The organism is Paenibacillus terrae (assembly GCF_000943545.1).
Taxonomy (GTDB): Bacteria; Bacillota; Bacilli; order Paenibacillales; family Paenibacillaceae; genus Paenibacillus; species Paenibacillus terrae_A.
Map to the genome: position 1 here is coordinate 172,413 of NZ_JTHP01000003.1, position 24,859 is coordinate 197,271.

The following is a 24,859-nucleotide window of genomic DNA, read 5'->3' on the forward strand; positions in this document are numbered from 1 at the left end:
TTTCACGTAAATCAGAAGTATAAAAAGAGTTTATATTGCAAAATAACTTAACTTTACTTATAATCACTTACAGAATACCGAAATCATTTTGAACAGAGGAGCTTTTTATGTATCAAGAAGAACGAATGCTAAAAATTGTGGATTACCTACAGCTTCACAAGCGTATTTCGGTGGATGATATTTGCGAATTTTTTAATGTATCACGAGATACGGCCCGCCGGGATTTGGTAAAGCTGGAGGAGCACCAGAAGATTATTCGAACCCGTGGCGGTGCCCTTCTGCCTACACTGGATCATGAATTAACCAGAAACTATAAAGAGAGACTGCTCACCGTATCCGCAGAAAAACAAATTATCGGACAAATAGCTGCCAATATGGTTCGTGACGGGAATCGCATCATTCTCGACTCCTCCACCACTGTGCAGGCATGTGCCGAAAGACTCCATGTACAGGAGTGCTCGGTCATTACCAATTCGATCAATCAGGCTGATGTTCTTTCCGAAAAGGACGGCGTTTCCATTCATCTGCTCGGCGGACGCTTGCAAAAGGAGCACCGTTTTGTCTACGGTTCTTCCGCCATCGCTACCCTGTCCCGCTATTTTGTAGACAAAGCTTTTGTTGGGGTCGGGGGCATTTCTCTCCATGGACTGAGCATTAATCATGAAGAGGACGGTATGCTCAAGCACCAAATGATGAAACAGGCCGATCAGGTGATCATTCTTGCGGATCACTCCAAATTCGGCAAAAACCTTTCTTACCGCTTTGCCGATTTATACGAGGTGGATATCGTTATCACCGACCGCTTGCCAGACCCGGCCATGCTGGATGTTTTTCGCCGTCATGATGTTGAAATTATTGTTCCGTAAAGGAAGAAGTAGCATGAGACATAGAGAAGAAGACAGGAGATGGAGAAATGAAACTGTTTGCGATTGATTTGGATGGAACGCTGCTAAACGACGAAGGAAAAATAAGTAAGGTGAACGCGGACGCAATCCGCAAGGCACAGCAGCAAGATGTTCAGGTAACCATTGCCACGGGCAGAGCCGCTTATGATGCCTGGATCAAGCTGGAGGAAGCAGGACTTGTCACCCCCGTCATCGGGGCAAACGGCGCGACCGTACACGATGCACAGCGTCACCAGCTAACCTCTACGCCTATGGACCGGAATGAAACGTTTGAAGTGCTTAGCTGGCTGCGCGAAAACGATTTTTATTATGAGGTCATGACAGACCGCGCTATTTATTCTCCACAAAACGGTCATCAACTACTGGCTGTTGAAATGGATCGCCTGTTAAGCGCCAATCCGGATATTTCGCTGGATACTCTGTTACATGCAGCCGAAAAACAATATGAACAGACCGGGCATACCCGTATCCCCTCGTATGAAGACATTCCGCTGGATGTGGAGATTTATAACGTGCTGTGCTTCTCCTTTGATCAAGCCAAGCTGAGCCGGGGGCGTGAGCGTTACCGGGATTTTCCCGGCCTGAACATGGTCATTTCCTCAGACCGCAACTTCGAAGTCGAGCATAAGGATGCTTCCAAAGGAAACGCACTACGTTATCTGGCAGATTATCTGAGTATTCCTATGGAGGAAGCCGCAGCGGTAGGTGACAGCTATAATGATATTTCCATGCTGACAATGGTAGGTAAAGGCATCGCTATGGGCAATGCAAATGACGACATTAAGGCTGTCTGCTCTGAAGTTACCCTGACCAATGTAGAGAATGGCGTAGCTCATACTCTCCTAAATATACTGGATCAACTTCCGAAGCCGACCTTGTAAACTAAAAATTCACATGCTGTGCCACTTTTTAGATCATCGTTATTTTCAGAATCGAATATAGACAAAAAAAAGGAAGCTCGCAAGCATCATCCGATGCATACAAGCTTCCTTTTTCTGATTTGAAAAACCAACGGAGAGAGAGGGATTCGAACCCTCGCACCGCTTTCGCAGCCTAACCCCTTAGCAGAGGGTCCCCTTATAGCCACTTGGGTACCTCTCCATGGCTCCCCGAACAGGACTCGAACCTGTGACAACTCGATTAACAGTCGAGTGCTCTACCAACTGAGCTATCAGGGAACATTACTGTAAATTATCATACAATATATTTAATTTACCATGATTCAGGGGGTGCCGTCAAGTACCAGCAGACGAAGTTTACCTCCGCATTTGCCGCAGCGGTAACGCTGAGGGTTCATTTTACGCTTCCGTAAGTATTCCTGACTACATGAGGCGCACACCAGCTTGTAGCGATAGGGCTGCGGCTTCCGTTCCGCTCTCCCCGGCAGAGTTTGGCAATGCCTGCTCCCTCCTACACGGGCCAACCATGCTTTGAAATCCGCATCTCGGTGCTGGTAGCCCATCCCGCGCAAATGCAAATGATAATGGCACAGCTCATGCTTAATAATTTTTTCCACCTCGGGCCGCCCGTAGACTGCAAGCTGATGCGGATTAATTTCAATATGATGGCTTTTCATAAAATATCGACCGCCTGTGGAAGACAGACGCGAATTAAAGCTAGCACGATGGCGAAACGGTACGCCAAAACTCTCCATTGAAATGTGCTCCACCCATTCCTGAAGCTCTTCATCGCTCATGGAATTGCTTATGGACCTGGACTCCATCCTTACCCAATCCCCTCCTTTGCTCCATACTGCCAAGCATATTACAAAATAGCGTCCAAAGTCTAACCCTCAATTCATAAGCCATCCAATTGATAAGCACACTTTAGGCACCCACCCCATATGCTAAACATACAGATGTAACGCAGAGGAGGAGATTAGCTTGCCTCAATGGCTCAGCAACCAGCTTATGCGGGCCTTTTACAAAAAGGACCGGCGCCAGATCAAACTGTTGAATGACTGTTGGTTTTTTTATCATAAAGCACCGGGTGTAGAGTTTGATGCCAACAATGGGTAAAAGTTCAGCGCAGTAAAATATGAAAGCCGGAGTCTCCGAACTGGTTCGGAAATTCCGGCTTTTGTTATACCCTAATAAGGCGGTTATACGGATTTGTAGAGTATTATGCCTGCGATTGCGCCTCTGCCGGAGCTTTCATCGTCAGACCGACTCTGCCTTTTTTCAAGTCTACATTCAGTACCCACACGGTTACGTTATCACCAACGGACACGACATCCATCGGATGCTTGACGAAGCCGCTGCGCAGCTGTGAAATATGAACCAATCCATCACTCTTGATGCCGATATCGACGAACGCACCGAAATCAATCACATTGCGGACGGTTCCCTGAAGCTCCATGCCCGGTGCTAGATCCTCGATCTTGAGCACATCCTTGCGGAATACAGGCAACGGCAGCTCGTCACGCGGGTCGCGGCCCGGACGCTGGAGGCTGTCCAGAATATCCTTCAATGTCGGCACGCCAACTTCCAGCTTCGCGGCCAGTTCGTCAATGTTGGACACGTTCAGCGCTTCCGTCACAGCCTTGGTGCCCAGATCGTGGGCGCTGATGCCCAGTTCAGCCAACAGGCGGTCTACGACAGCGTACGATTCAGGGTGAATCGGCGTGCGGTCCAGCGGATTTTCTCCACCCGGTACACGGATAAAGCCAACCGATTGCTCGTAGGTTTTCGCGCCAAGACGCGGTACCTTTTGCAACTGACGACGGTTGTTGAATTTGCCGTTTTCCTCACGGTATTTCACGATATTTTTGGCAATCGTCGCGTTAATGCCCGCTACATAGGACAGCAGTGCCGAGGAAGCGGTATTCACATCCACACCGACATGGTTAACTGCCGATTCTACGACATCCTTCAAGCTTTCATCCAAATGCTTCTGTGACACATCATGCTGGTACTGGCCTACACCAATGGCCTTCGGCTCAATCTTGACCAGCTCGGCCAGCGGGTCCTGCACACGACGTGCAATGGATGCCGCGCTGCGCTCAGCCACGTCCAGATCCGGGAACTCCTCCTGCGCCAGCTTGGAGGCGGAATAAACACTTGCGCCTGCCTCATTGACGATCAGGTACGCCAGGCTGCTGTCGCCAATATCTGCGATGACTTCAGCCACGAATTGCTCTGTTTCACGCGAAGCCGTTCCGTTACCGATGACGATCAGCTCAATGCTGTACTGGGCAATGAGCTGCTTGAATTTCTCGGCAGCCTCACGCTTCTTGTTGTTCGGCGGTGTCGGGTACGTCACTGCCACTTCCAGCAGCTTGCCCGTATCATCTACTACCGCCAGTTTGCAGCCTGTCCGAAACGCCGGATCGACACCGAGCACACGGCGGCCCTTGATCGGGGCCTGTAACAGCAGGCTCCGCAAATTGCCCGCAAAGATAGAGATGGCCTGCTGCTCACCCTTCTCTGTCATTTCAGCGCGCACCTCACGCTCAATAGAGGGTGCGATGAGCCTTTTATATGCATCCTCAATAACGTTGCGCAGCAGCTCTTCCACGGCGGATGAGCCTTTAATCACTTGACCTGCGACGTAATTGTGAATCGAATCGGGCGCTACCTCCAGTCCGACCTTGAGAATGCCCTCACGCTCTCCGCGATTAATCGCCAAAATACGATGAGGCGGCATTTTCTTAGCCAGCTCACGATAGCTGTAGTAGTTCTCGTAGACAGACTCTTGCTCTGCATCCTTCGCTTCGGAGGTTAGCATGCCATGATCAAGTGTATATCGACGCACCCATTGGCGAATACCCGCGTCGTCCGCTATATTTTCCGCTAAAATGTCCAAAGCTCCTTGAATAGCCGCCTCGGCACTGTCCACTCCCAGTTCCGCATTCACATAGGACTCGGCTTCTTTCAGAGCATCTCCCTGCTTCGGCTGACTCCAGATCCAGATGGACAACGGCTCCAGCCCCCGTTCCTTCGCCACACTCGCGCGGGTTTTGCGCTTTTGCCGATATGGACGGTACAGGTCCTCCACTTCCTGAAGCTTAACCGCAGAAGTGATGGCAGCCTGAAGGTCTTCTGTCAGCTTGCCCTGCTCATCAATAATGCGAATGACCTCTACCTTGCGGTCCTCCAAATTACGTAAATACAGCACACGATCTTCAATTTCACGCAGCTGATTTTCATCCAGTTCCCCAGTCATTTCCTTACGGTATCGTGCGATAAAAGGAATCGTATTCCCTTCATCCAGCAAACTGATCGTCGTCCGGATTTGCTTGAGTGCCAGCGACAGCTCTCTCGCCACTTGTTTGACAATCCGCTCCTGGCGATCTGCTTCGTTCGGCTCCTGCCGGATTTCCGTTTTCGTTTCCTCGTTAGACAAAGCTATCCCTTCTTCCTTACAACTCTTGTCTTTCATCATGTCTTTCATTATCACAAAAAAAGAATCAAAGCGCCAGCACGTAACGATGAAGCCAGGCCCAGCCTGCATTTTTCATCGGACACGCAAAAGGACAGCGCCCACGCGCTGCCCTTTTCCCGTTTCACTCGTCGTTCCAAAAATGCTAAAAATCAATCAAACCAAGACTGATTTGTAGCGAATCGCTCACTTTGCGCATGGTTTCTTCATCCAAATGGGTGATTTTATCGGTAAGCCTTTGCTTGTCAATCGTCCGAATTTGCTCCAGAAGAACGACAGAATCGCGATCAAAGCCATGCGTCGCCGCGTCGATTTCCACGTGTGTGGGTAGCTTCGCCTTTTGAATCTGGGCGGTGATGGCTGCCACGATCACGGTGGGACTGAACCGATTGCCGATATCATTTTGGATGATCAGCACAGGTCTGACGCCACCTTGCTCGGAACCGACTACGGGTGAAAGGTCTGCAAAAAAAACGTCGCCGCGCTTTACGATCAATATGGATTACACCCCGCTAACTGTACGGCCCAAGGTGCTGTTTGCATCTTCCTCCGCATGAAAGGCTTCGGAGGCCATGGTCAGGTTAATTTTAGCCATCTCCATATAACCACGCTGCATGGCTTCACGAATGTAACGTTTCTTACGTTCGCCCACATACAGCTTCATGGCCTGCCTGATAAATTCACTGCGGTTGGAATTTTCCATGGCTACGATCCCGTCCACTTCCTGCAAGAGATGATCCGGCAAACTGATCATTATTCTTTTGGTGTTCTGCAAATTGGCCAACTTCTCTTCCACCCCCAAAACCTTGTCGCCATTGTACCATTATAACGTTATTCCCGGTAATTTATTCAAACGGAATACAAGAGAATGTATATGATATTCGTATATCATCTATGCTGTATTCCATTATAAACTACGCAGTTCGTTTTCGTACAGGCGTTTGATCCCCGAAATACAAGTGTCAGCGGAGCCTGATGCGTCGTTTTGACAGTTACAGCGCTCTTTTCTTTCCTTTGTACATATTTCGGGACGTTCTGCGAAAACTCCTGCTTTTATCCGGTAATTTGCGTCATGAAATTAATCCCAGCGGGTTGGAAGAAGCGAATTCACTCGAACGACAGGAATATCTCCCCGTGTATATACACGCGGTACCCTGTGTGCGATCATGCAGATCACCTCATAGTGGATCGTACCTAGCTTGGATGCCAGCTCATCCGCCGCGATAGTTTCGCCGGACTGCTGGCCGATGAGAACAACCTCTTCGCCGGTTTGGATTTCTTCCGCATCTTCTGCGAAAGATTGTAAGGATACCATACACTGGTCCATGCAAATCGTACCGAGTACCGGGACGCGGCGACCGCGTATCAACACTTCGATCTTCCCACTCAGCATGCGGGAGTATCCATCCGCATAGCCGATTGGCAGTGTACCGATCCGTTCTTCACTGGAGGTCACATACCGGGTGCCATAGCTAACTCCCCAGCCGGGAGGAAGCGTCTTGGTATAAACCACCGCCGTCTTCAATGACAATACAGGCAGCAGTTCAATGGCTTGCCGGTTAACCTCATCAGACGGATACAGACCGTATATACTGATGCCAATCCGCACCATATTGGGGGAAAGGGAAGGGGTATCAATGGTGGCGGCGCTGTTGCCCGTATGTATAATGGGAATGGTGATGCCTTGTTCCCTTAGCGCTTCCCCCACGCCCTGAAACCGATCATACTGTTGCAGTGTATAGCTTTTGTCTTGTTCATCCGCGCGGGCAAAATGGGTGTACATGCCTTCCAGCAGCACTTGCTCCAACTGGTGAGTCTGCCGGACAAAGGCAACCGCCTCTTCTCCAGGCAGCAGGCCCAGTCGTCCCATGCCGCTGTCTATTTTGATATGCACCTTCAGCTTGCGTTCGCTTCCTTTGCGGTCCAGTCTGCGAATACTCTCCAGCACTTCCTCACTGAACACAGTCAGTGAAATATCATGCTCCCAAGCCGTTTGTACAGCTTCCGGTGAAGTATAGCCGAGTACAAGAATCGGTAGCTGAACCCCCGCATGACGAAGCTCCAGAGCTTCGTCCAGAAAAGCGACGCTCAAGTAATCCGCACCAAGGCGTTCCAATTCCTTTGATATTTCCACGGCACCGTGTCCGTAGGCATTAGCCTTGACACAAGCCAGCAACAGCTTATCCGCTGGCAATGCCTTACGAAAAGCCTCATAGTTGGCGCCAAGGTGATCCAGGTTGATTTCGGCCCGGGTCGATCTGTATTGTGCTTGCAAAATCCAGTCACCTTCTTCAATTGTTAGCCTGTAACATAGCCTCTTACCATTCGGAATGGACAAAGTCCTTACTTCCAAAGATTAATGGTAATGTTCAGAAACGTGGCTGTCAATGGCAGATGGCGTTTGCCAGCATCCTCCACAAAGAACATGACTCCCAAGCGAGAGGTGCACCCTCCTAGACCTCGGATGAACAAAAGACGGATACGGGCGGAAGCAGAGCAAAATACACTCTAAACCGTCTGCATCCGTCTATAAAGTTTTATTTACCCGATTGATCCTGTATAGAAGCGGCAATTTGTATCATTTCGCTCACAGGCAGGTCAGCACTGGTAATACGGAACTCTATACCGTCATTCATCCAGGTCATCGTCTGCTGCTCGCTTCCCGTCAGAACGGCAAAGCTTCCTCCAATATCGACCAGTTCACCCGCAGCCAATGATACGGCCCGATCTTTCGGACGCGCCTCCACAATCGTATAGTTATACGTTCCACTATACCGCAGCATCACCGCATGTGTACCATTGTCCTCCAGCTCCGGCGTATCCTTGATCTGTACCCCGGCCGGCGTATAGGACGGTTCAATCAAGCCGAATTCACCCATTACCGCTTCAGCAGCATCCGTGCCTGCCGATGTCCCTGTTGCTGCATCAGATGCACCCGGAGTTTGCTGTTGCGCCTCTGTATTGCTCGCTGTATCCGGCTTGGCCTCCGTATCCGTGCTCCCCGTCGCGTCCGCGCTATCCGGTTTTGACGTATCGCCTGTGGCAGCTCCATCCATCGACGCTTCTCCTGACGGCTGCTGTGCCTTCTCTCCTGCTGTTCCCTGCACTTGTCCTTGCTCGCCCGAGATTACGCCAGTCGTGCCATCAATCGTACGGGAAGAATCAGGCTGCCCGCTGGAATCCACTGCTCCGGCTGAAGGCGTTCCTTCATTTCCCTTACCTGTTTTTCCAGAAGCCATATTGCGCTCCATATCAAAAGAGTCCTTGTCGAACTTCGTATCAAACGCAAATTGATCGAATTTCAGATCCACAACTACCTTCGCATTCGCATCAGATACCTGTACCTGAGTGGGTGCATAGTTATTTTTGGACAGCCATATTTTTTGCCTTACCAGTGCGTGGCTGTTGTAGTTTGCCGCTACATCGAACACATAGGATTTATCGTCCGAAGCCAGCTGACGTGAAGCATCGCCGATAATGCTGCGAACCAGCGTTTCATACAAATATACCTGGCCCTGATTGTTCGGCCAATCGCTTTTAAAGCGGAAGCTCTTATTCAGACTGGGCGTCAATACGAATACACCCTCATCATTTCGCAACACGATCTGAGTAACATCCTTTTTCTCATTCGTCATGGCAATTCGGTAATAGGAAGGCTTGCGGTAGGAAATGTCCACCTTGTACTCCTGCGGCGTGTCGCCGGTATGCAGCGTCATCAAAGCTGTACCGTGGTAGCTGTTCAGGTCACTCACCACGTCACTCAAATCTTTAACCACATCATCCGCGCTCTTCTTGCCGCACCCGGCCAGCAGCAGCGTTACACACATGACCATGGCAAGCATCCATGAAATCCGGCGCATATCATCAACCCCTTCAGCACATGTTTTAAATGAATTAGTACATGTCTATGAAGGACTTGTTCGATTTATGCAGACTGGCATGACAAGCTTGAGAGCTTGGATGGCGATTTGTATTGCTACAAAAGCTTTTGAACACTAATGATAAATTCATACCAAAAAACGTAATCGTACCCACAGGCAGTGCTATAGAAAAGCCAGTAAAACATATGTAAAAAACAATCCCATTACAAAACCTCTTTCATTAATAATGTATAAAAATACATTGTATACTATGGAAAATAAAAATCGATACATTTTGCCTACTTTTTGCGCACGAAAAAAAGCCGTTCCCTACACGGTAAAATCCGCACAGGAAGCAGCTTTGAAATTACTTTGAAGGCTGTGTTCTCTAATCGCATTACACGGTAAAACGCACATCTGCCTTATGACTCGTGCCAAACTCTTGCATCTTCCCTTTGACCACAGCAGTAATCGCTGCCGTACCCGGTGTGAGAAAGGTCTTCGGATCATAGACATGGGAATCACTCGTTAATACGTTACGAACGGCCTCAGCCCAAGCCTGAATGCATTCGGTATTGACGTTGATTTTGGCGTGGTCCAATTCAATCGCCTTGGTAATCTGATGCTCAGGGATGCCGGAACCGCCATGCAGTACAAGCGGGATGCCCGTCAATTCCGAAATATGCTTCATTTCAGCAAAGCCCAGCTTGGGTTCTCCCTGATACGTCCCGTGAACCGAGCCAAGGGCAGCCGCCAATGCGTCGATTCCGGTTTCCTGCACCATACGTGAGCATTCCTGCGCATCCGCATACCGGATTCCACCTACCAGCCCGTCTTCCATGCCTCCGACCGTACCGACCTCTGCTTCCACAGAGACTCCATAGGAACGCTCATAATCTACGATTTGCCGGGTCATCGCTATATTGACGTCAATCGGATGAGAACCGTCAATCATCACCGAGCTGAACCCCGCCTCCATCGCTCGCTTGCAGTTCTCTACTGTCCTGCCATGATCCAAATGAAGCGCCACCGGAACGGTGATCGACATTTCCTCCATTAAGGCACTGACCAATGATGTAATATTAAGGTATATAGCTAAGGAAAAAAACTCCCAAATGCTAGGCGCTCAGTCTGACACTCATAGGACGCGACAAATGGCCTCTCGATAGCTACAAAGCCTTTCCAGCCTCCTGAACAAGTTTCTTAAGACTAATCCAATTACCAATCAACGTCTTTAGATACAGGTTACCATTGATCAACTTCCCTGTTTTGTACATCTTCGTTTTCTCCTTTGCTATTTAAGTAATAAATTTCGTATATAGCTTTATTAACACATTGTTATACGATGTATAAATGAGCTTACCCTACACGTTCGCCTAACATCCTAAACCAAATGCTATATCCATTGCTTCATCTTCCGCTCGTTCAATGGCATGAATAAGCGATATCAAAGGTCACTGGATTCACAGCATACAATTTCATAAAATCCCCGTCTAAAAGTTGGCAGTACGTAAGATATTTTTCCTTCAATTCACGTAATAGACGCGCGGTGCTTCTTCATTCACATTGACGATCATGCTAACGAATTCATTGCGTCTCTCAACAGTATTTAGTATGATTTGCATATCATTTCGAATTCAAATACTTGGATTGAGTCTGATACATTTACACCGATAGTCTGCCATTGGCGCTTGAGTGCATCAGTAATATGGTAATAATACAGCGCTGCTTCCTTTTTCCCTGTATCCGACTCCCATACTTGCTCTTTTCGAATAATTTCTTGAATAGCTTGTATGTTGGCTTTATCTTTTTTTTCCATCAGGTATCACTCCTTAATTATCTATTAATAGTTATATAGTATATCTATTAATAGATAAATTCAAAAGTTTTTATCTTCTTCCCGTTAAACTTTTTAACAAGTTATCGTTATTTTAAAATTGCTTATAATTAGGATTAGATATTTGAAGGGAATTGTTCAAACATGATCAAAGTTACATTAGGCGAGTCCTTAAAAGAACTTGCGTTAACTCAACATAAGTTTGCTGTAACATACGGATTTCGTCCCAATACAATAAATGATTTTGTGAATGAGAACGTTAAAAGAGCAGACTTTGATACATTGGATAAAATGGTTAACTCTCTAAATCACTATGCTAAGAAAATGAAGATTCAACGTCACTTTACCTTGAGTGATGTTTTTATTCACGTTGACGAATCACCAGAAGAATCCAATAATTAACTGAAATTAAATAACTAAGTTAGACAAAAGCACATGGGGCTGGCTCAAAAGTAGTTTTAACTACTATAGGGCGGCCTCTTTTTTGCGTGAGACAAATTGTAATACAAGGTGCGATACGTGTCAGCTCTATTCATGCATCTTCATTTTGTACAAAATCGAATTTGGTGACCAAGTTTGTCCATTGAGTATTGAAGATGCATCGCTTATCATTGCTTCTGTGATAATAATTCTCATTTACACACCCCTGAATCCATCAATCATACGGAGGTTACCATGATCAATAAGAAATCCACTCGACAATATACGACTATGCTCGGCCTATTCTCTCTTATGGGAGCGTTGCTGTTGGGATGCGGCACCTCGGAGAAACCTCCTGCAAACAGTAACACAACAGCACCCACTGCAGGAACGACGGCATCTACCAAGACTTCAGAAGTGGCTGCAACACGCTCTTACACAGACTACAGGGGGCACACGGTAAACATCCCCACGGCTCCCCAACGTATTGCCTATTTCGGTGAAAACTATGGAGATCTGCTGGTTTTGGGCGTTCAGGCTGTAGGCACATCCACTTCCATGATTGAGGGCAAGGTGTATGAGAAGCAGGTTCAGAATGTGGCCGATCTGGGGTTTCCGATTAACTTGGAAAAAGCGTTGGAGCTACAGCCCGACCTGATCATTACCGCCAATACGGATGAAAAGCAATACACAGCATTAACTAAAATCGCACCTACGATTATGTTCGATACCTTTGCTCCACTGAACGAGCGTTTGCTGCATCTCGGAGACCTGGTAAACAAGAAAAAAGCTGCCGAAGATTGGCTTGCCCAGTACAAAATCAAGGAAGCCGAAATGTGGAGCAAACTTCGCGCGAACGGTGTAAAGCCGGGGGAAACCGCTTCGGTCTTTACCTACTATCCCGGTGACCGTTTGTTCGTGATGGGACGGACAGGGCTGTCACAAATACTGTATGAAAAGGATGGTCTCAAGCCTACCCCTCTTATTCAGAAGGCGCTGGACGAGGACAAAGGATTCGTCCAGATATCCCAGGAAGTGATCGGACAATACGCTGGGGATCGGATTTTTATTCTGAATTCTCCGATTTCGGAAGCCCAGCAATCCACCAAACAGTTGATGAAAAGCAGGCTGTGGCTCCAGCTTCCTGCTGTCAAGCAGGGGCATGTGTATGCTCAGGATATTAGCAAAACCGACAGCGATGCTTCTACCCGGGAATGGTTGCTGGACGAATTACCTAAGCTCATAAAATAAGGATATAGAAGCTTATCGACACTTGTGGATAGGCTTCTTTTTTGTTGAACCAAAAGGAGGTATACTTATGTACATATGATAACCATTCTCAATAAAAGGAGCGTTACACTGTGAACCAGCCCCAATCGTCCGTATTTCCTCCCCCGCCCAACTCTCTGCTTTATCATTTCAAGGGGATTGAGTTGGTTCGCAAGCCTGCCGAAGTACTATCTTCTGGTCTTTCAGCATATGCATTTGCATCTTCTTCACACCCTGTTCCATATCACTGCTTGCTTATGTTTATTGGTGGCACAGGTATGGTGGACATTGGTCCGGAGCAGTGTCTATTCCATGCGGGTCATGGGTATTGGCTAACTCCCGGTGAATCCTATCGGATCGCTCCTCTGGATGGAACTGTACCCGAATACTACAAGCTCATGTTCGAGGTCATCGTCATGTCATCGGAATCAGGATCAGACACAGCTCTGGTTGAAAATATAAATAGCAATCCTTCCATATATAAGGGCCCTCTCCTGTCGGGGTCACGTGAGTATATCGTTACCTCTTCTTCCAAGTCCATTCGGTTGACCGAAGAGCTATTCCATAGCGCCCATCAACCGGTACACCTGCATAACCCCATTTCTGCGTTGCGACAGCAAATTCAGTTTCAAGAACTGCTGCTATTGTGGCAGGAATCCCATGTCTTTATAGAGGATAAGGATAACTCTTGCCCGGCTTTACCAGCATCAGTCGAGGCCACCATTACCTACATGGAGAAACACTATGAGAAACCAATGACCGTCAAGCAGCTTGCCGAACAGGCGAACGTTTCCATATGGCAATACTCGCAAATGTTTCGCAAAAGGACAGGCAAAAAGCCGCTGCATTACCTCACTGAGCTGCGCTTGAATCATGCCAAGCGGCTGCTGCTGGAATGCAAACGACCTTTACGTGAAATTGCTCGTCAAGTTGGTTTCTCTGACGAATATTATTTTAACCGCCGCTTTCGGCAAATGACCGGGATTCCCCCCGGACAATACGCGCTTAACATTCCCTGTTCTGTCCGCGTCAAGGATTGGACAGGCCACCATATCCATATTCCACGCCGCCCCAGCCGCATTATTTATCATGGAGAAACGATGGGCGATCTGTTCGCGCTAGGGGCCAAAGCCATCGGGGGAAGTCTACGATTCAGTGAATACAGCGTCTATAAGCATCATCTGGGACATGTTGCTGATGTTGGTCTTCCACTCGATACCCGCTTGACCCGTGCGCTTGATCCCGATCTGATTATCATCGCCAATTCGGATGAACAGGAATATGAGCGCATTGCCGGCATTGCGCCCACCGTCACTTTCAACTCCTTTGCCACGCTGGAGGAACGACTGCGGACGCTCGGATCATGGCTTGACAAGGAACGCGAAGCCGAACAATGGCTGTCTGCCTTCGCCACCCGTAATCTGGGCATGTGGCAGCAACTCGGCACAGAAATTACAGTCGGAGAAACGGCTTCCGTCTTCATCTTCGATCAGGGTGATCGACTATTTGTGATGGGGATGTCCGGCTTCTCGGCGGCTCTTTACCACCCGCAGGGCTTTCAGCCCGCTGAGCCGATCCAAAAGGTTCTCGACGAAAGACTTGGCTTCGCGGAAATTGAGCCCAACCAGCTCCCCGACTACGCCGGGGACCGTATTTTTATGCTCATTCCCACTGCTCCAGACTCCAAACGTACGTTGGATCACATGCTGAACAGCGCTCTCTGGCGCAGCCTACCCGCTGTGCGTCAAGGCCAGGTGTATTTTGTAGAAGCAGACCGCTGGAATTGGAACGATGCCATGACCCGCCAAAAGCTGCTCACCGCACTGCCCAAGCTACTCGGTGCTTCCTCATAAAACACCTAACATTTTTCGCAATAATATTACATCAACCCCTGAATGCTCCCATCCGGCTCCAGCGACATATGCTCGGCTGCCGGGGATTTGGGTAGACCGGGCATGGTCATTGTGTTGCCCGTTTCCACGACCACGAAGCCTGCTCCAGCGGACAATGACACTCTGGACACGTGGATCGTAAAGCCCTCCGGTGCGCCTAGCAGAGACGGCTGATCTGAAAAAGAATACGGCGTTTTCGCCATGCATACAGGCAATTGCCCGAAGCCAAGCTGCTCCATGCCGGACAAGGCCCGTTTAGCTGCTGGAGTATATACTACCTCTGCCGCACCATAAAGCTCCTGCGCAATGAACCTAATTTTCGCTTGCAGATCAAGCGCATGATCATACAACGGTGCAAAATGAGCCTTGTCCTCTTGGAGCAGATTTAGCAGACTTTGGGCCAGCTTTTCTCCCCCTTGACTTCCCTGTGCCCACACCTGCGATAGCTCTGCGGGTACACCCAGCTTGCGGCATTCCGCGAAAATCAGTTCCAATTCGGCTTCGCTGTCCGTTACAAAATGGTTGACCGCTACCAATACAGGCACGCCGAATTTTTGCAAATTCCGTACATGCCGATTCATATTGGCTAATCCGAGCTGTAATTGCTCCAGATTTTCCGCGTCCAGTTCATTTTTAGCTACACCACCGTTATATTTCAGCGCTTTGGCGGTTACGACCAGCACAGCCGCATCCGGCTGCAAACCGGACTGACGGCATTTGATATCAAAAAACTTTTCTGCCCCCAGCTCAGCCCCGAATCCGGCCTCCGTCACGACAACCTCCCCTAGCTTCAAGGCCAGCTTCGTACCGATCAGACTGCTGCATCCGTGCGCAATATTGGCAAAAGGACCACCATGCACAATGACTGGCGTTCCCTCCAGCGTTTGCACCAGATTCGGCTTTAACGCTTCCCGAAGCAGCACAGCCATGCCTTCTACTGCTTGCAAATCCTCTGCCGTTACCGTTTCGCCCGCTTCATTATATCCGATGACCATTCGACCCAAGCGCACTTTGAGGTCGTCGATATTTTCACTCAGACACAATACCGCCATCACTTCCGAGGCCGAGGTAATTAGAAAACCGCTTTCTCTCACCGCTCCATTCCCTGTTCCCAATCCGGTCACGATGCTTCGCAAACTCCGATCATTCATATCTACAGCCCGTTTCCACATGATTCGTTCCGGCTTCAAGCGCAAAGCATTGCCATGAAACAAATGATTATCGATCATCGCTGCCAGCAAATTATGCGCCGCCGAAATCGCGTGGATATCGCCTGTAAAATGCAAATTAATATCCTCGGCCGGAACAATCTGGGCTTGTCCTCCCCCGGTTGCTCCCCCTTTCATGCCAAAGCAGGGGCCTAGTGACGGCTCCCGCAGCGCAGCTATGGTCTTGTGCCCCAGCGCATTTAGCGACTGCGACAACCCAATGGTCGTTAGTGTTTTTCCTTCTCCCGCCGGAGTCGGATTCATTGCCGTGACCAGCACCAACTTTCCATTCGGACGATCCTTCACCTGCTCCCACAGGGACGGATTCAGTTTCGCTTTATATTTTCCATACGTCTCCAGATGCTCTTCTTCGATTCCTGCTTCTTTGGCTACCTCAATAATCCGTTTCATGCTCGTTATGTACCCCCTGTTTTTAAGTCTGACCGATGGTGTCAAACACTGTATCGTTTTATTTTACCAAAGTGTGACGCTTTTTGCGCTGTGATTCATTTCATCGCAAGCTTTGCTTTCCTGTGAGTTGTAAAAAAAAGAGCATCCCCCGCCCAGATGGACTTTGGTGGATACTCTTTTGGCACTTCTGTTTAACGACCAGCTCTCCAATTAACTCGCAGCGTTAGCAGCGTAATTTTCAGCAAGAAATCCTTTGGAAATCAGGACAGCTTGGGATTTCTTCGTCGCAGGACCATAGCCTTGGGAAAGCAGATCATTAATATGTAAGCGATTATAAAATACCCCTTACCTCTCTCTATATAGTCTTTTAGAACTATATTAGATTATATATCATAAGAGCAAATAAATGGAAATTATTTTCGAATTGATCTCAAGACTCTCGCACATTTTCTTGTTTATAATGCTTTTCCAAAGCTTCTTTAAAAGCATCGACCGGATACTGGTATTGAACCGTTTTTAACACAATCCGGTTATTCCACTGGTTTTTTTCCAACTCGCATCCATGCTCCATATCCAGTTCCTTCATGACAAAAATAATCTCATCCAAGGTTCCCATCACACTATGGCTGTTCGTCGTAGTAGCCAGCATCTGCTTGCCTTCCTGTGTGTACGCCTCTACAATTTGTTCATCAAAACCCTCACTGAGCATGAGCTCCTTCAAGGCTTGGACGAAAAGAGTTGGTAGATTTTTGTACTGCGCCTTTTTGATTCCGAACAGCGTGACACTCAAGCGGGATGCATCATGCATAAACACAATATTTTTTCTCCGATTAAGCAAAAACAAGTTGGCATGCCAACTATTCAAAGGCGGATAAATATCAACTTGTAGTGGTTCGATATCCCATTCCTTCAGCAGCTTTTGTGCTCCCCGTATGACAAACATCGTTGCTCTCCTTTATGACGGTTCTGTGCCGTAGCTCATGTTTTCGAATCATGTCCAATCTTTCGTATAAGGCATGTCCCGATTATCATAACACCGTATTCCAAATATCGGATTGTAAACTCTTTCAGTATAATATAGGAAGGTGGCGAATTTCCAGTAATTTGATTACATCTTATGCTGGGGATGGATAAAAAAATCCACTTCAGTGCATTTAAGTTGAGAATATTTGCCCGTTCAAATTCGTTGGATATTTTTTATAGAAATCCACTCCACTGCTCTATATAATTCAGGTACAGTTCGTCACACGAGCTTAATCTAAAAATTAGGGGTGTTCCACACCTATGTCACAGCATATTTTACTCATTGAAGATGATACAGCCATCGCAGAAATGCTGCTCAAAGCGCTCAGCAAAGAAGGCTACACATTAACCACCGCCTATGACGGGGAAGAAGGGCTGCTTGCCTTTGAACGTCATACCTACGATCTGGTATTGGTGGATCTGATGATGCCGAAGGTCGATGGTATGGAGGTCATCCGTCGAATCCGTACCAACAGCGCTGTCCCGATTCTGATTATGTCTGCCAAGGACAGCGACGTGGATAAAGCGCTTGGACTGGGCTTCGGAGCAGATGATTATGTTGCCAAGCCTTTTTCGATGGTAGAAATGACCGCACGGATACAGTCTGCCATCCGCAGATCCACTACCTATGCACGCCAGCAACAGCAGGAGGAACAGCCGAAAGCACAGGTCCTGACCTACGGAAATCTGCGCATTGATTTTGATCATTTTATGGTCACCCGCAACGGAATCCAAATTCAGTTAACTGCCAAGGAATCTGATATTCTGAAGCTATTTGTCACCCATCCGAACCGTGTATTTACCAAAGCGCAATTATACGGGTTTATCTGGAAAGAGGATTATATGGGTGACGAAAACGTGATTAACGTCCATATCCGCCGCTTACGTGAGAAAATCGAGGAAGACCCCTCCCACCCGGTTCACATTAAGACGTTATGGGGCATCGGCTATAAATGGGAGAACGGGTGATATGAACATCGAGAACATTTCTGAATGGATCGTCGTCCTCATCCTGTCCGTCGTTATTGTATGGCTCTGGCGGGAACGGGTGGCCCGAAAGCGCAAAATAAAGGATATCCGAAACGCACTGGAACGAATTGTAACCGTTAATCATGCGGAAAAGCTGCTATATGTCACGGGTGATACCGAGTTGCAAAGGCTCATGACGGAAATTAACCGTTTGCTGGACTTGAATTTGAGAGTGTCTGTGGATTACAACCGAAGCCAAATCGCCATGCGCAAAATGATTTCAAACATTTCCCACGACCTTAAGACCCCGCTTACGGTGGTGCTCGGGTATGCCGAGATGCTGGATGCCGATCCGCATATTTTGCCGGAAGAACGTGCAAAGCTGCTATCCAGGATTCATCAGAAGACAAGCGAAGCGATTGAGCTGATCGGAAGCTTTTTTAGCTTGGCGAAGCTGGAGGCTAATGATACGGACATTCCGTTGACCCGGCTGGAGGTGGGAGAGCTGTGCAGACGCAGCATTTTGGAGTTTTATGATCTGCTGACCGCGCAAGGGTTTGCTGTGCATATTGATATCCCGGAGCACCCCATTCATGCCTTGGGGAACGAAGGAGCGTTTGGGCGGGTGCTGAACAATCTGATCTCGAATGCGATTCGCTACGGTACCGATGGTCGGACACTGGGATTGACTCTAACGGAACAGCAGGACACGGTGCGTATAGAGGTATGGGATCGGGGGCAAGGCATACAGGAGCCTGAGCAGGACAAGGTTTTTGAACGTATGTACACGCTTGAGGATTCCCGCAATAAGGCGATACAGGGCAGCGGGCTGGGTCTTACGATTGCCAAACGTCTGGTTGAGACGATGAACGGAGAGATTCATTTGAGCAGCATACCTTATGAGCGGACGGTCTTCTCTTTTACATTGAAAAAAATCAACTATTAATCGAACTTAATAATTTTGTAAGAAACGGGAAAGAAAAATGAACATTTCGCCCTTTATGCTTAAATTATCAACAGTATACGAAGGGAGAACACCCATGACTTACATATTACGGACGCATCAACTGACCAAGGCCCTAAAGGGCAACGAAATTGTAGCGGGGGTCAGCATGAATGTGCGCCAGGGGGAAACTTATGGCTTTCTCGGTCCCAATGGGGCGGGCAAGACAACGATTATGAAAATGATTACGAACCTGCTCAAGCCCACCTCAGGTGAGATTGAATTGTTCGGTGAAAAATTAACGCCAAAGTCATACCACCTGCTCGGACGGATGGGCTCGATTATTGAATACCCGATTTTTTATGACAGGCTGACGGCCCGGCAAAATCTCGAACTTCATTGTGAATATATGGGCTATTATAACAAGCAGGCTGTTCGTGATGCACTGGAGCTAGTGAACCTGCGAAACGCAGATGACAAGCCGGTAAAGGATTTCTCACTGGGGATGAAGCAGCGTCTCGGGATCGCCCGAGCGATTGCGACCAAGCCGGAGCTGCTGATTTTGGACGAACCCATTAATGGATTGGACCCGGTGGGGATCAAGGAAATCCGCCAATTGTTCCACATGCTGTGCAAGGAATATGGTATGACGATCCTTGTGTCCAGCCACATTTTAGTGGAAATTGAGCAAATTGCCGATACGGTGGGTGTGATTAATCACGGTCGACTGATTGAGGAAGTGTCGATGGAACAGGTGCGGGAAACCAATACGGAATACATCGAATTTACGACCAATGACTGCAAAAAAGCAGCCTACGTCCTCTCCCATCACCTGAATCTGACGAATATCCGGGTGCTGAATGATCAGAATATACGCATTTATGATACAAGTGTACCACAGAAGCAAATTACGAAAACGCTCATTTTAAATGAGGTAGAGGTGGATTCCATCCACCAAAAAAACAGTACGCTGGAAGACTACTTCGTGCGGCTGTTACATGGAGGTGAACTCCATGCTTAAACTGATGCAACTGGAGCTGAAAAAGTTTCATTTGGCGGGATATATCCGTTCGGCGCTGATTGCCAACGCATGTATTTTAGGCCTGTTCATCATTATTGCGCTGGACAGCCAAAGTGAAGGAGTGCCCGAATTTACACGGTACGCTGAGCTTTTGGACCTCCTAGACTATATGGTCAGAGCCACATTTATTATTTTTGCCTCCGTCCTGCTGTGCCGCTTTATTGTGAGCGAATTTAAGTCCAAGTCGATTAACATCTTGTTCATGTACCCGATTGACCGCAAAAAGCTGATGGTCGCCAAACTCTTGATCGTGTTGCTGTTTACGTTCCTGTCCATTATTTTATCGGAAATCATCATTACGGCAGCCGTTCATCTATTAAATCAGTTCGTCGTTATTGTACCGGATAAGCTTAGCCTCACTATACTAGGACAGCAATCAGTGCGGACACTGATCAATGCGGTTGCAGCAAGCTTTATGGGGCTGGTTCCGCTATACATGGGGATGCGAAAATACTCGATACCTACCACCATTGTGAGCTCGATCCTGATCGTAGCCCTGCTGTTTTCGAATAATAACGGCGCTACACTCGGCTCCTTTGCGCTTGTGCAGATCGGCTTTGCCGTGCTGGGAATGCTTGTAGCTTATGCGGCCATCCGCCGTATCGAGTACAAAGATATTACCTCGTAATATGTAATTTTGTAAAACGCTTTCAAAAAATAAATGAAAACCTTTGTTCGATGTACACATATTTTTCACTGGACTTCATTCTAAAACAGGTATATCCTATAGGAGAAATTAAAAAACGGAATAAGGATCTTCGGGGTAGGGTGTGATTCCCAACCGGCGGTATGGCTCATGGAGCTAAGCCCGCGACTCTGTATCTGGCAACAAGATACGGACTGATTTGGTGAGATGCCAAAGCCGACGGTAAAGTCCGGATGGAAGAAGATCGAAGCATGAACATGCCGCAAAGTGAATGAATGCTGTGTTATTGGTTTTGCAGCAACTTCATTTAACTTGCATAAAGCGGCAAGTTTATTTGATCAACCCCCGTCTTGCATGGCCTATCGCCATGGACGGGGGTTTTTGTGCCACCGGTCCTGTATTCGCAAGGAGCTAATTGAGTATGAGTCAATCATCAACTGTACTAACATCCAAAGGTTTTGATCGTAGCTCCCACATGAAAAGCGGTTTTTGGCTAGTCGCGATTGGAGCGGCCTTGTGGGGCGCGGACCCGCTGTTTCGTATTATTTTGCTCAAATCATTTACCTCTACACAAATTGTGCTGATGGAGCATGTGCTGCTCTTTATCGCCCTGGCACCAGTGCTGTGGAAGCACCGCGAGGAGCTTAAAGCGGTACGGCTTCGTCAGATTTTGGCTATTTTGTTCGTCTCGTGGGGCGGCTCGGCTCTGGCCAGCGTGATTTTCACGATGGCACTTAGCAACGGTGATCTTAATGCAGTGCTGCTGCTCCAGAAGCTTCAACCGTTGGTCGCTATTATTCTGGCCCGCGTTATATTGAAGGAAATGCTGCCGCGTAATTTTGGAATCTTAATTGTCGTGGCTCTGTTCGGGACGTATCTTCTTACCTTCGGCTGGTCGCTCCCCTTCGGACATGTTCATGATTTCATCCACGTCGGCAGTCTGCTTGCACTAGGAGCAGCGGTCCTGTGGGGCGGTTCGACAGTAATGGGAAGCTACTTGCTTCGTTCGATGAAATATGAGACGGTGACCTCCCTGCGCTTCATGGTGGCTCTCCCTCTGCTGATCGTTCTCACCTCTGTGGAGCATGCACCCTGGAATATGCCTGCTGGCACATGGGCGGGCGCAGCAGTGATTATCAATCTGTTGCTGCAGGCGCTGCTCCCTGGTCTTCTCAGCCTGTTATTGTATTACAAGGGCTTGAGTACGACCAAGGCGTCTTATGCCACGATGGCAGAACTAAGCTTCCCGATGGTCGGTGTTGTAATTAACTGGATCGCTTTCCAGCAGATCGTTACGGTAGCGCAATTGACTGGCTTTATGCTTATCTGGATTACACTCTTTATGATTTCTCGTCAGCAAAAAAACTAACAGGTTCAATGTCCGTTACTTACTTCCCCAAGCCAAATCGAGAAGATGCTTTGCATCTCCGATTTGGCTTTTTATGTATAAGTATTAATATTTAACATGCTACTTTAGAACTATTTTTAAATAAAAGCGTGTAAAACTAGCAACTATTCCTCTTTTCCCAAAGATTACATCTATAAAATCCTTTGGCTTTTGTCGAATAAAACAATGTAGTGATCATTAGACACAGAGGAGCAAGAACTATGACTAAAGCAAAACAAACGGTTCCATGGTGGAGCAGGTTTCTCAAACAGTTCTATTTAATGCGGACAAAATTGATTGTATCTTTTTTGGCGGTTCTATTGATTCCAAGTATTCTAATTGGGTACTTTTCGTATCAAAGCGCCAAAACCCAGCTTCGCCAACAGATGGGCAGCTCGGTCAATACGAACTTGAATTTGATCCAAGGCAATATTAATCAGTATGTATCCCCCATTATGAAGGATATGGATGTATTTGCATCTGAATTTCAATCCGATTCTTTTATCACAAACGCTGACACCATTCAGGCCAGGTTGGATCTAATCACCAAGGCTCACCCTGAATTGGATGGTGTGATTCTGGGTAATGCGAAGGGTGAATATATCCGTTCACCGAAAAGAGAATCCACAGACTATGATCCCCGACAAAAAACTTGGTACAAGCTGGCTACAGCACAGGACGGTAAAGTAATCGTTGGAGTTCCTATGACGAGTGCCTCCACGGGTAATTTGGTAGTCACTATATCAAGAACCCTGACGGAGGGACAGGGGGCCATAGCACTAAACTTGAGTCTGGATAAGATGAGCGAGAGCTTGAACGGCATCAGCATTGGTCAGCGCGGCGGACTGTTTATTGTGGATGCCGAGCACAAGCTCGTATCCGGGGCCGGAGCAGCGTTCAAGAGCACGGGTAAAAAACCGGCAGACACCATTACCGGATTACCTGAATTGCCAAAAACAGCTCAAGGACAATCTCAAGAAGCTCCTTCCATGAAACAAATTCAGTTTATGAATAGAACCGTGGAAGCTTTCTCAATCGTAGATCCCCTCACCGGATGGAACGTTACCGCCCTGTCCGATCTGGAGGATTACAGTGATGCAGCCCAACCGATCTTGAAACAAAGCCTGATCGTTATCGCTATATCCGTGCTGGCTGCTGCTGTTGTCATTATCCTGATGATTCGCTCGTTCCTGATACCACTGGGCAAGCTGCAAAACGGAACGCGCGAGGTTCGTGACGGCAACCTTACCGCACGGGTCAATCTGTCCGGCAAGGATGAATTCAGTGAGCTGGCGCAAAATTTTGACCAGATGACACATGCACTGCATACGATGGTTTCCGAGGTCAACCAAACGTCGTCCCGACTCGCGTCCTCCTCCCTGATGATCAAGGAAAGCACGGAGCAAACGACGGAATCCGTACAGCATGTAGCGGAAACGGTTATGGAATCCGCAGAAAATGCGACCACCAGTGCGGAGGCATCCGAACAAACAGCCAATGCCGTCGAGGAAATGGCGAAGGGTGTCAGCACCATTGCGGAATCGGCAAGCTCCATCGTAGATTCAGCAGGACAGACTGAGCATGACGTAGCCAAAGGCAGCCAAATGATCGGCAGCGTACGCACACAGATGGACCGTATTTTGGAAGCTGTGACCCAAACCGCCAGCCTGATGGATGAGCTGTCACAGCTCTCTGACGACGCGAAGCAGATGAATAGCGCGATTGCTGCCATTGCCAAGCAGACCAACCTGCTGTCGCTGAACGCGTCAATCGAAGCCTCCAGAGCAGGCGAAGCCGGGCGTGGATTCGCCGTAGTAGCCATCGAGGTTCGCAAGCTATCGGAGCAATCCAAGGAAAGCGCAGATTCCATCAGCCAGATCATTACACAGATGCTGGATCTGATCCAGCGTTCCACGGCTACGATGAACGGTAATGTTCGTAACCAGGTGGGTGAGGGACTGCGTATTAGCCAAGATGCAGAAGGTGCCTTCACGAATATTGAGCGCTCCACATCTCATATTGTGGAACAGATTCAAAGCGTGTCCGCAGCCGCTGAACAAATTTCGGCCAGTACGGAGGAAGTTTCGGCTACTGTTACCCATCTGGCAAGCCTGTCCCGCAATTCGGCGGATAGCTCACAGACGACTTCCGCAGCCGTTCAAGAGCAAATGGCGGCGATGGAAGAAATCGCTTCTTCCTCTCAGGAGCTGTCCAATATGGCGCAGGATTTGCAAGAGCTGGTTAAGCGATTCAAGATTTAGTGCCTGCAATACATCTGCACCTGTTCAACCTAAAAAAGCCTTCATCCGTATACAAAATACGGGCGAAGGCTTTTAGTATGTTAGGGCATTAGACGATACCTCAATACTTGGATCAAATACTCATCTGTCCGGTCAACTGGCGGCGTCTTTCCCCTTCCGGGTCATGCTGAACTGAGATGCCTTGATGAAAAATGGTCGTAGCACGCGATTCCCTGTCGTATACCGGCCATTCCCCCTCCGGCAGCACAGGCTTTCCGTCACGTGCAAAAGCAACCCATGCCTGCTGCATATCGTAAGCCAGCGTCCTCATAGGCGGATGAACGTCCAATCCGAGCTTACCTAGCAGCTCCAGATTATCAAAAACAAA

Annotated in this window: 21 protein-coding genes, 2 tRNA genes, 2 pseudogenes and 1 riboswitch; of the genes and pseudogenes, 12 read left to right on the forward strand and 13 right to left on the reverse strand. The window is 48.1% G+C overall.

Annotated features, from left to right (window positions below):
• Nucleotides 1-107 precede the first annotated feature (107 nt).
• Complete coding sequence (locus QD47_RS03220; protein WP_044644752.1) at nucleotides 108-866, forward strand: DeoR/GlpR family DNA-binding transcription regulator; 759 nt, start codon at nucleotides 108-110, stop codon at nucleotides 864-866.
• A 47-nt stretch (nucleotides 867-913) separates the two neighbouring features.
• Nucleotides 914-1,786 (forward strand): Cof-type HAD-IIB family hydrolase, encoded by an 873-nt coding sequence (locus tag QD47_RS03225; RefSeq protein ID WP_044644753.1) that lies wholly within the window; start codon nucleotides 914-916, stop codon nucleotides 1,784-1,786.
• Nucleotides 1,787-1,917: 131 nt separating this feature from the next.
• On the opposite strand, the gene QD47_RS03230 is transcribed toward QD47_RS03225, so the two are convergent.
• From QD47_RS03230 to QD47_RS03240, 3 genes are all read right to left on the reverse strand, one after another.
• Nucleotides 1,918-2,006: transfer RNA gene (locus QD47_RS03230), tRNA-Ser, on the reverse strand.
• Nucleotide 2,007: 1 nt separating this feature from the next.
• Nucleotides 2,008-2,083 (reverse strand) — tRNA-Asn (locus QD47_RS03235).
• A gap of 44 nt (nucleotides 2,084-2,127) precedes the next feature.
• On the reverse strand, nucleotides 2,128-2,628 hold the full coding sequence (locus tag QD47_RS03240; protein WP_044644754.1) for a SprT family protein: 501 nt from the start codon (nucleotides 2,626-2,628) through the stop codon (nucleotides 2,128-2,130).
• 160 nt (nucleotides 2,629-2,788) lie between these two features.
• Here QD47_RS03240 and cmpA point away from each other — a divergent pair, with 160 nt between their 5' ends.
• Nucleotides 2,789-2,923, forward strand: a complete 135-nt coding sequence (gene cmpA / locus QD47_RS31440; RefSeq protein ID WP_007429337.1) for a cortex morphogenetic protein CmpA — start codon at nucleotides 2,789-2,791, stop codon at nucleotides 2,921-2,923.
• 103 nt (nucleotides 2,924-3,026) lie between these two features.
• Here the strand turns inward: cmpA and QD47_RS03245 are convergent, their stop codons facing one another.
• From QD47_RS03245 to QD47_RS33860, 7 genes and pseudogenes are all read right to left on the reverse strand, one after another.
• Entirely contained in the window at nucleotides 3,027-5,249 is a 2,223-nt protein-coding gene (locus QD47_RS03245; protein ID WP_200893382.1) for a Tex family protein, read from the reverse strand.
• 181 nt (nucleotides 5,250-5,430) lie between these two features.
• Nucleotides 5,431-5,781 (reverse strand): type II toxin-antitoxin system PemK/MazF family toxin, encoded by a 351-nt coding sequence (locus QD47_RS03250; RefSeq protein WP_007429335.1) that lies wholly within the window; start codon nucleotides 5,779-5,781, stop codon nucleotides 5,431-5,433.
• Nucleotides 5,782-5,787: 6 nt separating this feature from the next.
• Nucleotides 5,788-6,069: a CopG family ribbon-helix-helix protein gene (locus QD47_RS03255; RefSeq protein ID WP_007429334.1), complete on the reverse strand. Its 282-nt coding sequence runs from the start codon at nucleotides 6,067-6,069 to the stop codon at nucleotides 5,788-5,790.
• 294 nt (nucleotides 6,070-6,363) lie between these two features.
• Complete coding sequence (gene alr, locus QD47_RS03260; protein WP_044644755.1) at nucleotides 6,364-7,560, reverse strand: alanine racemase; 1,197 nt, start codon at nucleotides 7,558-7,560, stop codon at nucleotides 6,364-6,366.
• A 262-nt stretch (nucleotides 7,561-7,822) separates the two neighbouring features.
• Complete coding sequence (locus tag QD47_RS03265) at nucleotides 7,823-9,145, reverse strand: outer membrane lipoprotein-sorting protein (RefSeq protein ID WP_044644756.1); 1,323 nt, start codon at nucleotides 9,143-9,145, stop codon at nucleotides 7,823-7,825.
• Between the two features lie 397 nt (nucleotides 9,146-9,542).
• Nucleotides 9,543-10,235 (reverse strand): annotated as a pseudogene (locus QD47_RS03270) (ketose-bisphosphate aldolase); the annotation flags it as partial.
• Nucleotides 10,236-10,754: 519 nt separating this feature from the next.
• Nucleotides 10,755-10,964, reverse strand: coding sequence for a hypothetical protein (locus tag QD47_RS33860; protein ID WP_052646714.1), 210 nt, complete (start codon nucleotides 10,962-10,964; stop codon nucleotides 10,755-10,757).
• Between the two features lie 162 nt (nucleotides 10,965-11,126).
• Here QD47_RS33860 and QD47_RS03280 point away from each other — a divergent pair, with 162 nt between their 5' ends.
• From QD47_RS03280 to QD47_RS03290, 3 genes are all read left to right on the forward strand, one after another.
• Entirely contained in the window at nucleotides 11,127-11,384 is a 258-nt protein-coding gene (locus QD47_RS03280) for a hypothetical protein (protein WP_044644757.1), read from the forward strand.
• Nucleotides 11,385-11,657: 273 nt separating this feature from the next.
• A complete protein-coding gene (locus tag QD47_RS03285) occupies nucleotides 11,658-12,653 on the forward strand; it encodes an ABC transporter substrate-binding protein (protein ID WP_082067098.1) in 996 nt (331 codons plus the stop codon).
• A gap of 110 nt (nucleotides 12,654-12,763) precedes the next feature.
• Nucleotides 12,764-14,524, forward strand: a complete 1,761-nt coding sequence (locus tag QD47_RS03290; RefSeq protein WP_044644758.1) for an AraC family transcriptional regulator — start codon at nucleotides 12,764-12,766, stop codon at nucleotides 14,522-14,524.
• A gap of 26 nt (nucleotides 14,525-14,550) precedes the next feature.
• Here the strand turns inward: QD47_RS03290 and QD47_RS03295 are convergent, their stop codons facing one another.
• Both QD47_RS03295 and QD47_RS03300 read right to left on the reverse strand, forming a co-directional pair.
• A complete protein-coding gene (locus QD47_RS03295; RefSeq protein WP_044644759.1) occupies nucleotides 14,551-16,182 on the reverse strand; it encodes a formate--tetrahydrofolate ligase in 1,632 nt (543 codons plus the stop codon).
• 430 nt (nucleotides 16,183-16,612) lie between these two features.
• A complete protein-coding gene (locus tag QD47_RS03300) occupies nucleotides 16,613-17,125 on the reverse strand; it encodes a DUF6933 domain-containing protein (RefSeq protein WP_044644760.1) in 513 nt (170 codons plus the stop codon).
• A gap of 341 nt (nucleotides 17,126-17,466) precedes the next feature.
• On the opposite strand from QD47_RS03300, the gene QD47_RS03305 reads away from it, so the two are divergent.
• The 6 genes from QD47_RS03305 (at nucleotide 17,467) to QD47_RS03330 (ending at nucleotide 24,492) form a co-directional block, all read left to right on the forward strand.
• Nucleotides 17,467-18,174: a response regulator transcription factor gene (locus tag QD47_RS03305; RefSeq protein WP_044644761.1), complete on the forward strand. Its 708-nt coding sequence runs from the start codon at nucleotides 17,467-17,469 to the stop codon at nucleotides 18,172-18,174.
• A gap of 1 nt (nucleotide 18,175) precedes the next feature.
• Complete coding sequence (locus tag QD47_RS03310; RefSeq protein WP_044644762.1) at nucleotides 18,176-19,120, forward strand: sensor histidine kinase; 945 nt, start codon at nucleotides 18,176-18,178, stop codon at nucleotides 19,118-19,120.
• A gap of 94 nt (nucleotides 19,121-19,214) precedes the next feature.
• Nucleotides 19,215-20,138, forward strand: coding sequence for an ABC transporter ATP-binding protein (locus QD47_RS03315; protein WP_044644763.1), 924 nt, complete (start codon nucleotides 19,215-19,217; stop codon nucleotides 20,136-20,138).
• Nucleotides 20,131-20,826, forward strand: a complete 696-nt coding sequence (locus QD47_RS03320) for an ABC transporter permease (protein WP_044644764.1) — start codon at nucleotides 20,131-20,133, stop codon at nucleotides 20,824-20,826. Before QD47_RS03315 ends, QD47_RS03320 begins: the two co-directional genes overlap by 8 nt.
• A 122-nt stretch (nucleotides 20,827-20,948) precedes the next feature.
• Nucleotides 20,949-21,093: riboswitch (FMN riboswitch) on the forward strand.
• Between the two features lie 172 nt (nucleotides 21,094-21,265).
• Nucleotides 21,266-22,213, forward strand: a complete 948-nt coding sequence (locus QD47_RS03325; RefSeq protein ID WP_044644765.1) for a DMT family transporter — start codon at nucleotides 21,266-21,268, stop codon at nucleotides 22,211-22,213.
• A gap of 239 nt (nucleotides 22,214-22,452) precedes the next feature.
• A complete protein-coding gene (locus QD47_RS03330; protein WP_044644766.1) occupies nucleotides 22,453-24,492 on the forward strand; it encodes a methyl-accepting chemotaxis protein in 2,040 nt (679 codons plus the stop codon).
• Between the two features lie 112 nt (nucleotides 24,493-24,604).
• Here the strand turns inward: QD47_RS03330 and QD47_RS03335 are convergent.
• A pseudogene (locus tag QD47_RS03335) lies at nucleotides 24,605-24,859 on the reverse strand (carboxylesterase/lipase family protein); the annotation flags it as partial.

Excerpts from the sequence above, each read along its gene's own strand:
- QD47_RS03220 (WP_044644752.1), top strand. The coding sequence starts at position 108 with ATGTATCAAGAAGAACGAATGCTAAAAATTGTGGATTACCTACAGCTT.
- QD47_RS03225 (WP_044644753.1), top strand. The coding sequence starts at position 914 with ATGAAACTGTTTGCGATTGATTTGGATGGAACGCTGCTAAACGACGAA.
- QD47_RS03240 (WP_044644754.1), bottom strand. The coding sequence starts at position 2,628 with ATGGAGTCCAGGTCCATAAGCAATTCCATGAGCGATGAAGAGCTTCAG.
- QD47_RS03265 (WP_044644756.1), bottom strand. The coding sequence starts at position 9,145 with ATGCGCCGGATTTCATGGATGCTTGCCATGGTCATGTGTGTAACGCTG.
- QD47_RS33860 (WP_052646714.1), bottom strand. The coding sequence starts at position 10,964 with ATGGAAAAAAAAGATAAAGCCAACATACAAGCTATTCAAGAAATTATT.
- QD47_RS03280 (WP_044644757.1), top strand. The coding sequence starts at position 11,127 with ATGATCAAAGTTACATTAGGCGAGTCCTTAAAAGAACTTGCGTTAACT.
- QD47_RS03285 (WP_082067098.1), top strand. The coding sequence starts at position 11,658 with ATGATCAATAAGAAATCCACTCGACAATATACGACTATGCTCGGCCTA.
- QD47_RS03295 (WP_044644759.1), bottom strand. The coding sequence starts at position 16,182 with ATGAAACGGATTATTGAGGTAGCCAAAGAAGCAGGAATCGAAGAAGAG.
- QD47_RS03300 (WP_044644760.1), bottom strand. The coding sequence starts at position 17,125 with ATGTTTGTCATACGGGGAGCACAAAAGCTGCTGAAGGAATGGGATATC.
- QD47_RS03305 (WP_044644761.1), top strand. The coding sequence starts at position 17,467 with ATGTCACAGCATATTTTACTCATTGAAGATGATACAGCCATCGCAGAA.
- QD47_RS03310 (WP_044644762.1), top strand. The coding sequence starts at position 18,176 with ATGAACATCGAGAACATTTCTGAATGGATCGTCGTCCTCATCCTGTCC.
- QD47_RS03315 (WP_044644763.1), top strand. The coding sequence starts at position 19,215 with ATGACTTACATATTACGGACGCATCAACTGACCAAGGCCCTAAAGGGC.
- QD47_RS03320 (WP_044644764.1), top strand. The coding sequence starts at position 20,131 with ATGCTTAAACTGATGCAACTGGAGCTGAAAAAGTTTCATTTGGCGGGA.
- QD47_RS03325 (WP_044644765.1), top strand. The coding sequence starts at position 21,266 with ATGAGTCAATCATCAACTGTACTAACATCCAAAGGTTTTGATCGTAGC.
- QD47_RS03330 (WP_044644766.1), top strand. The coding sequence starts at position 22,453 with ATGACTAAAGCAAAACAAACGGTTCCATGGTGGAGCAGGTTTCTCAAA.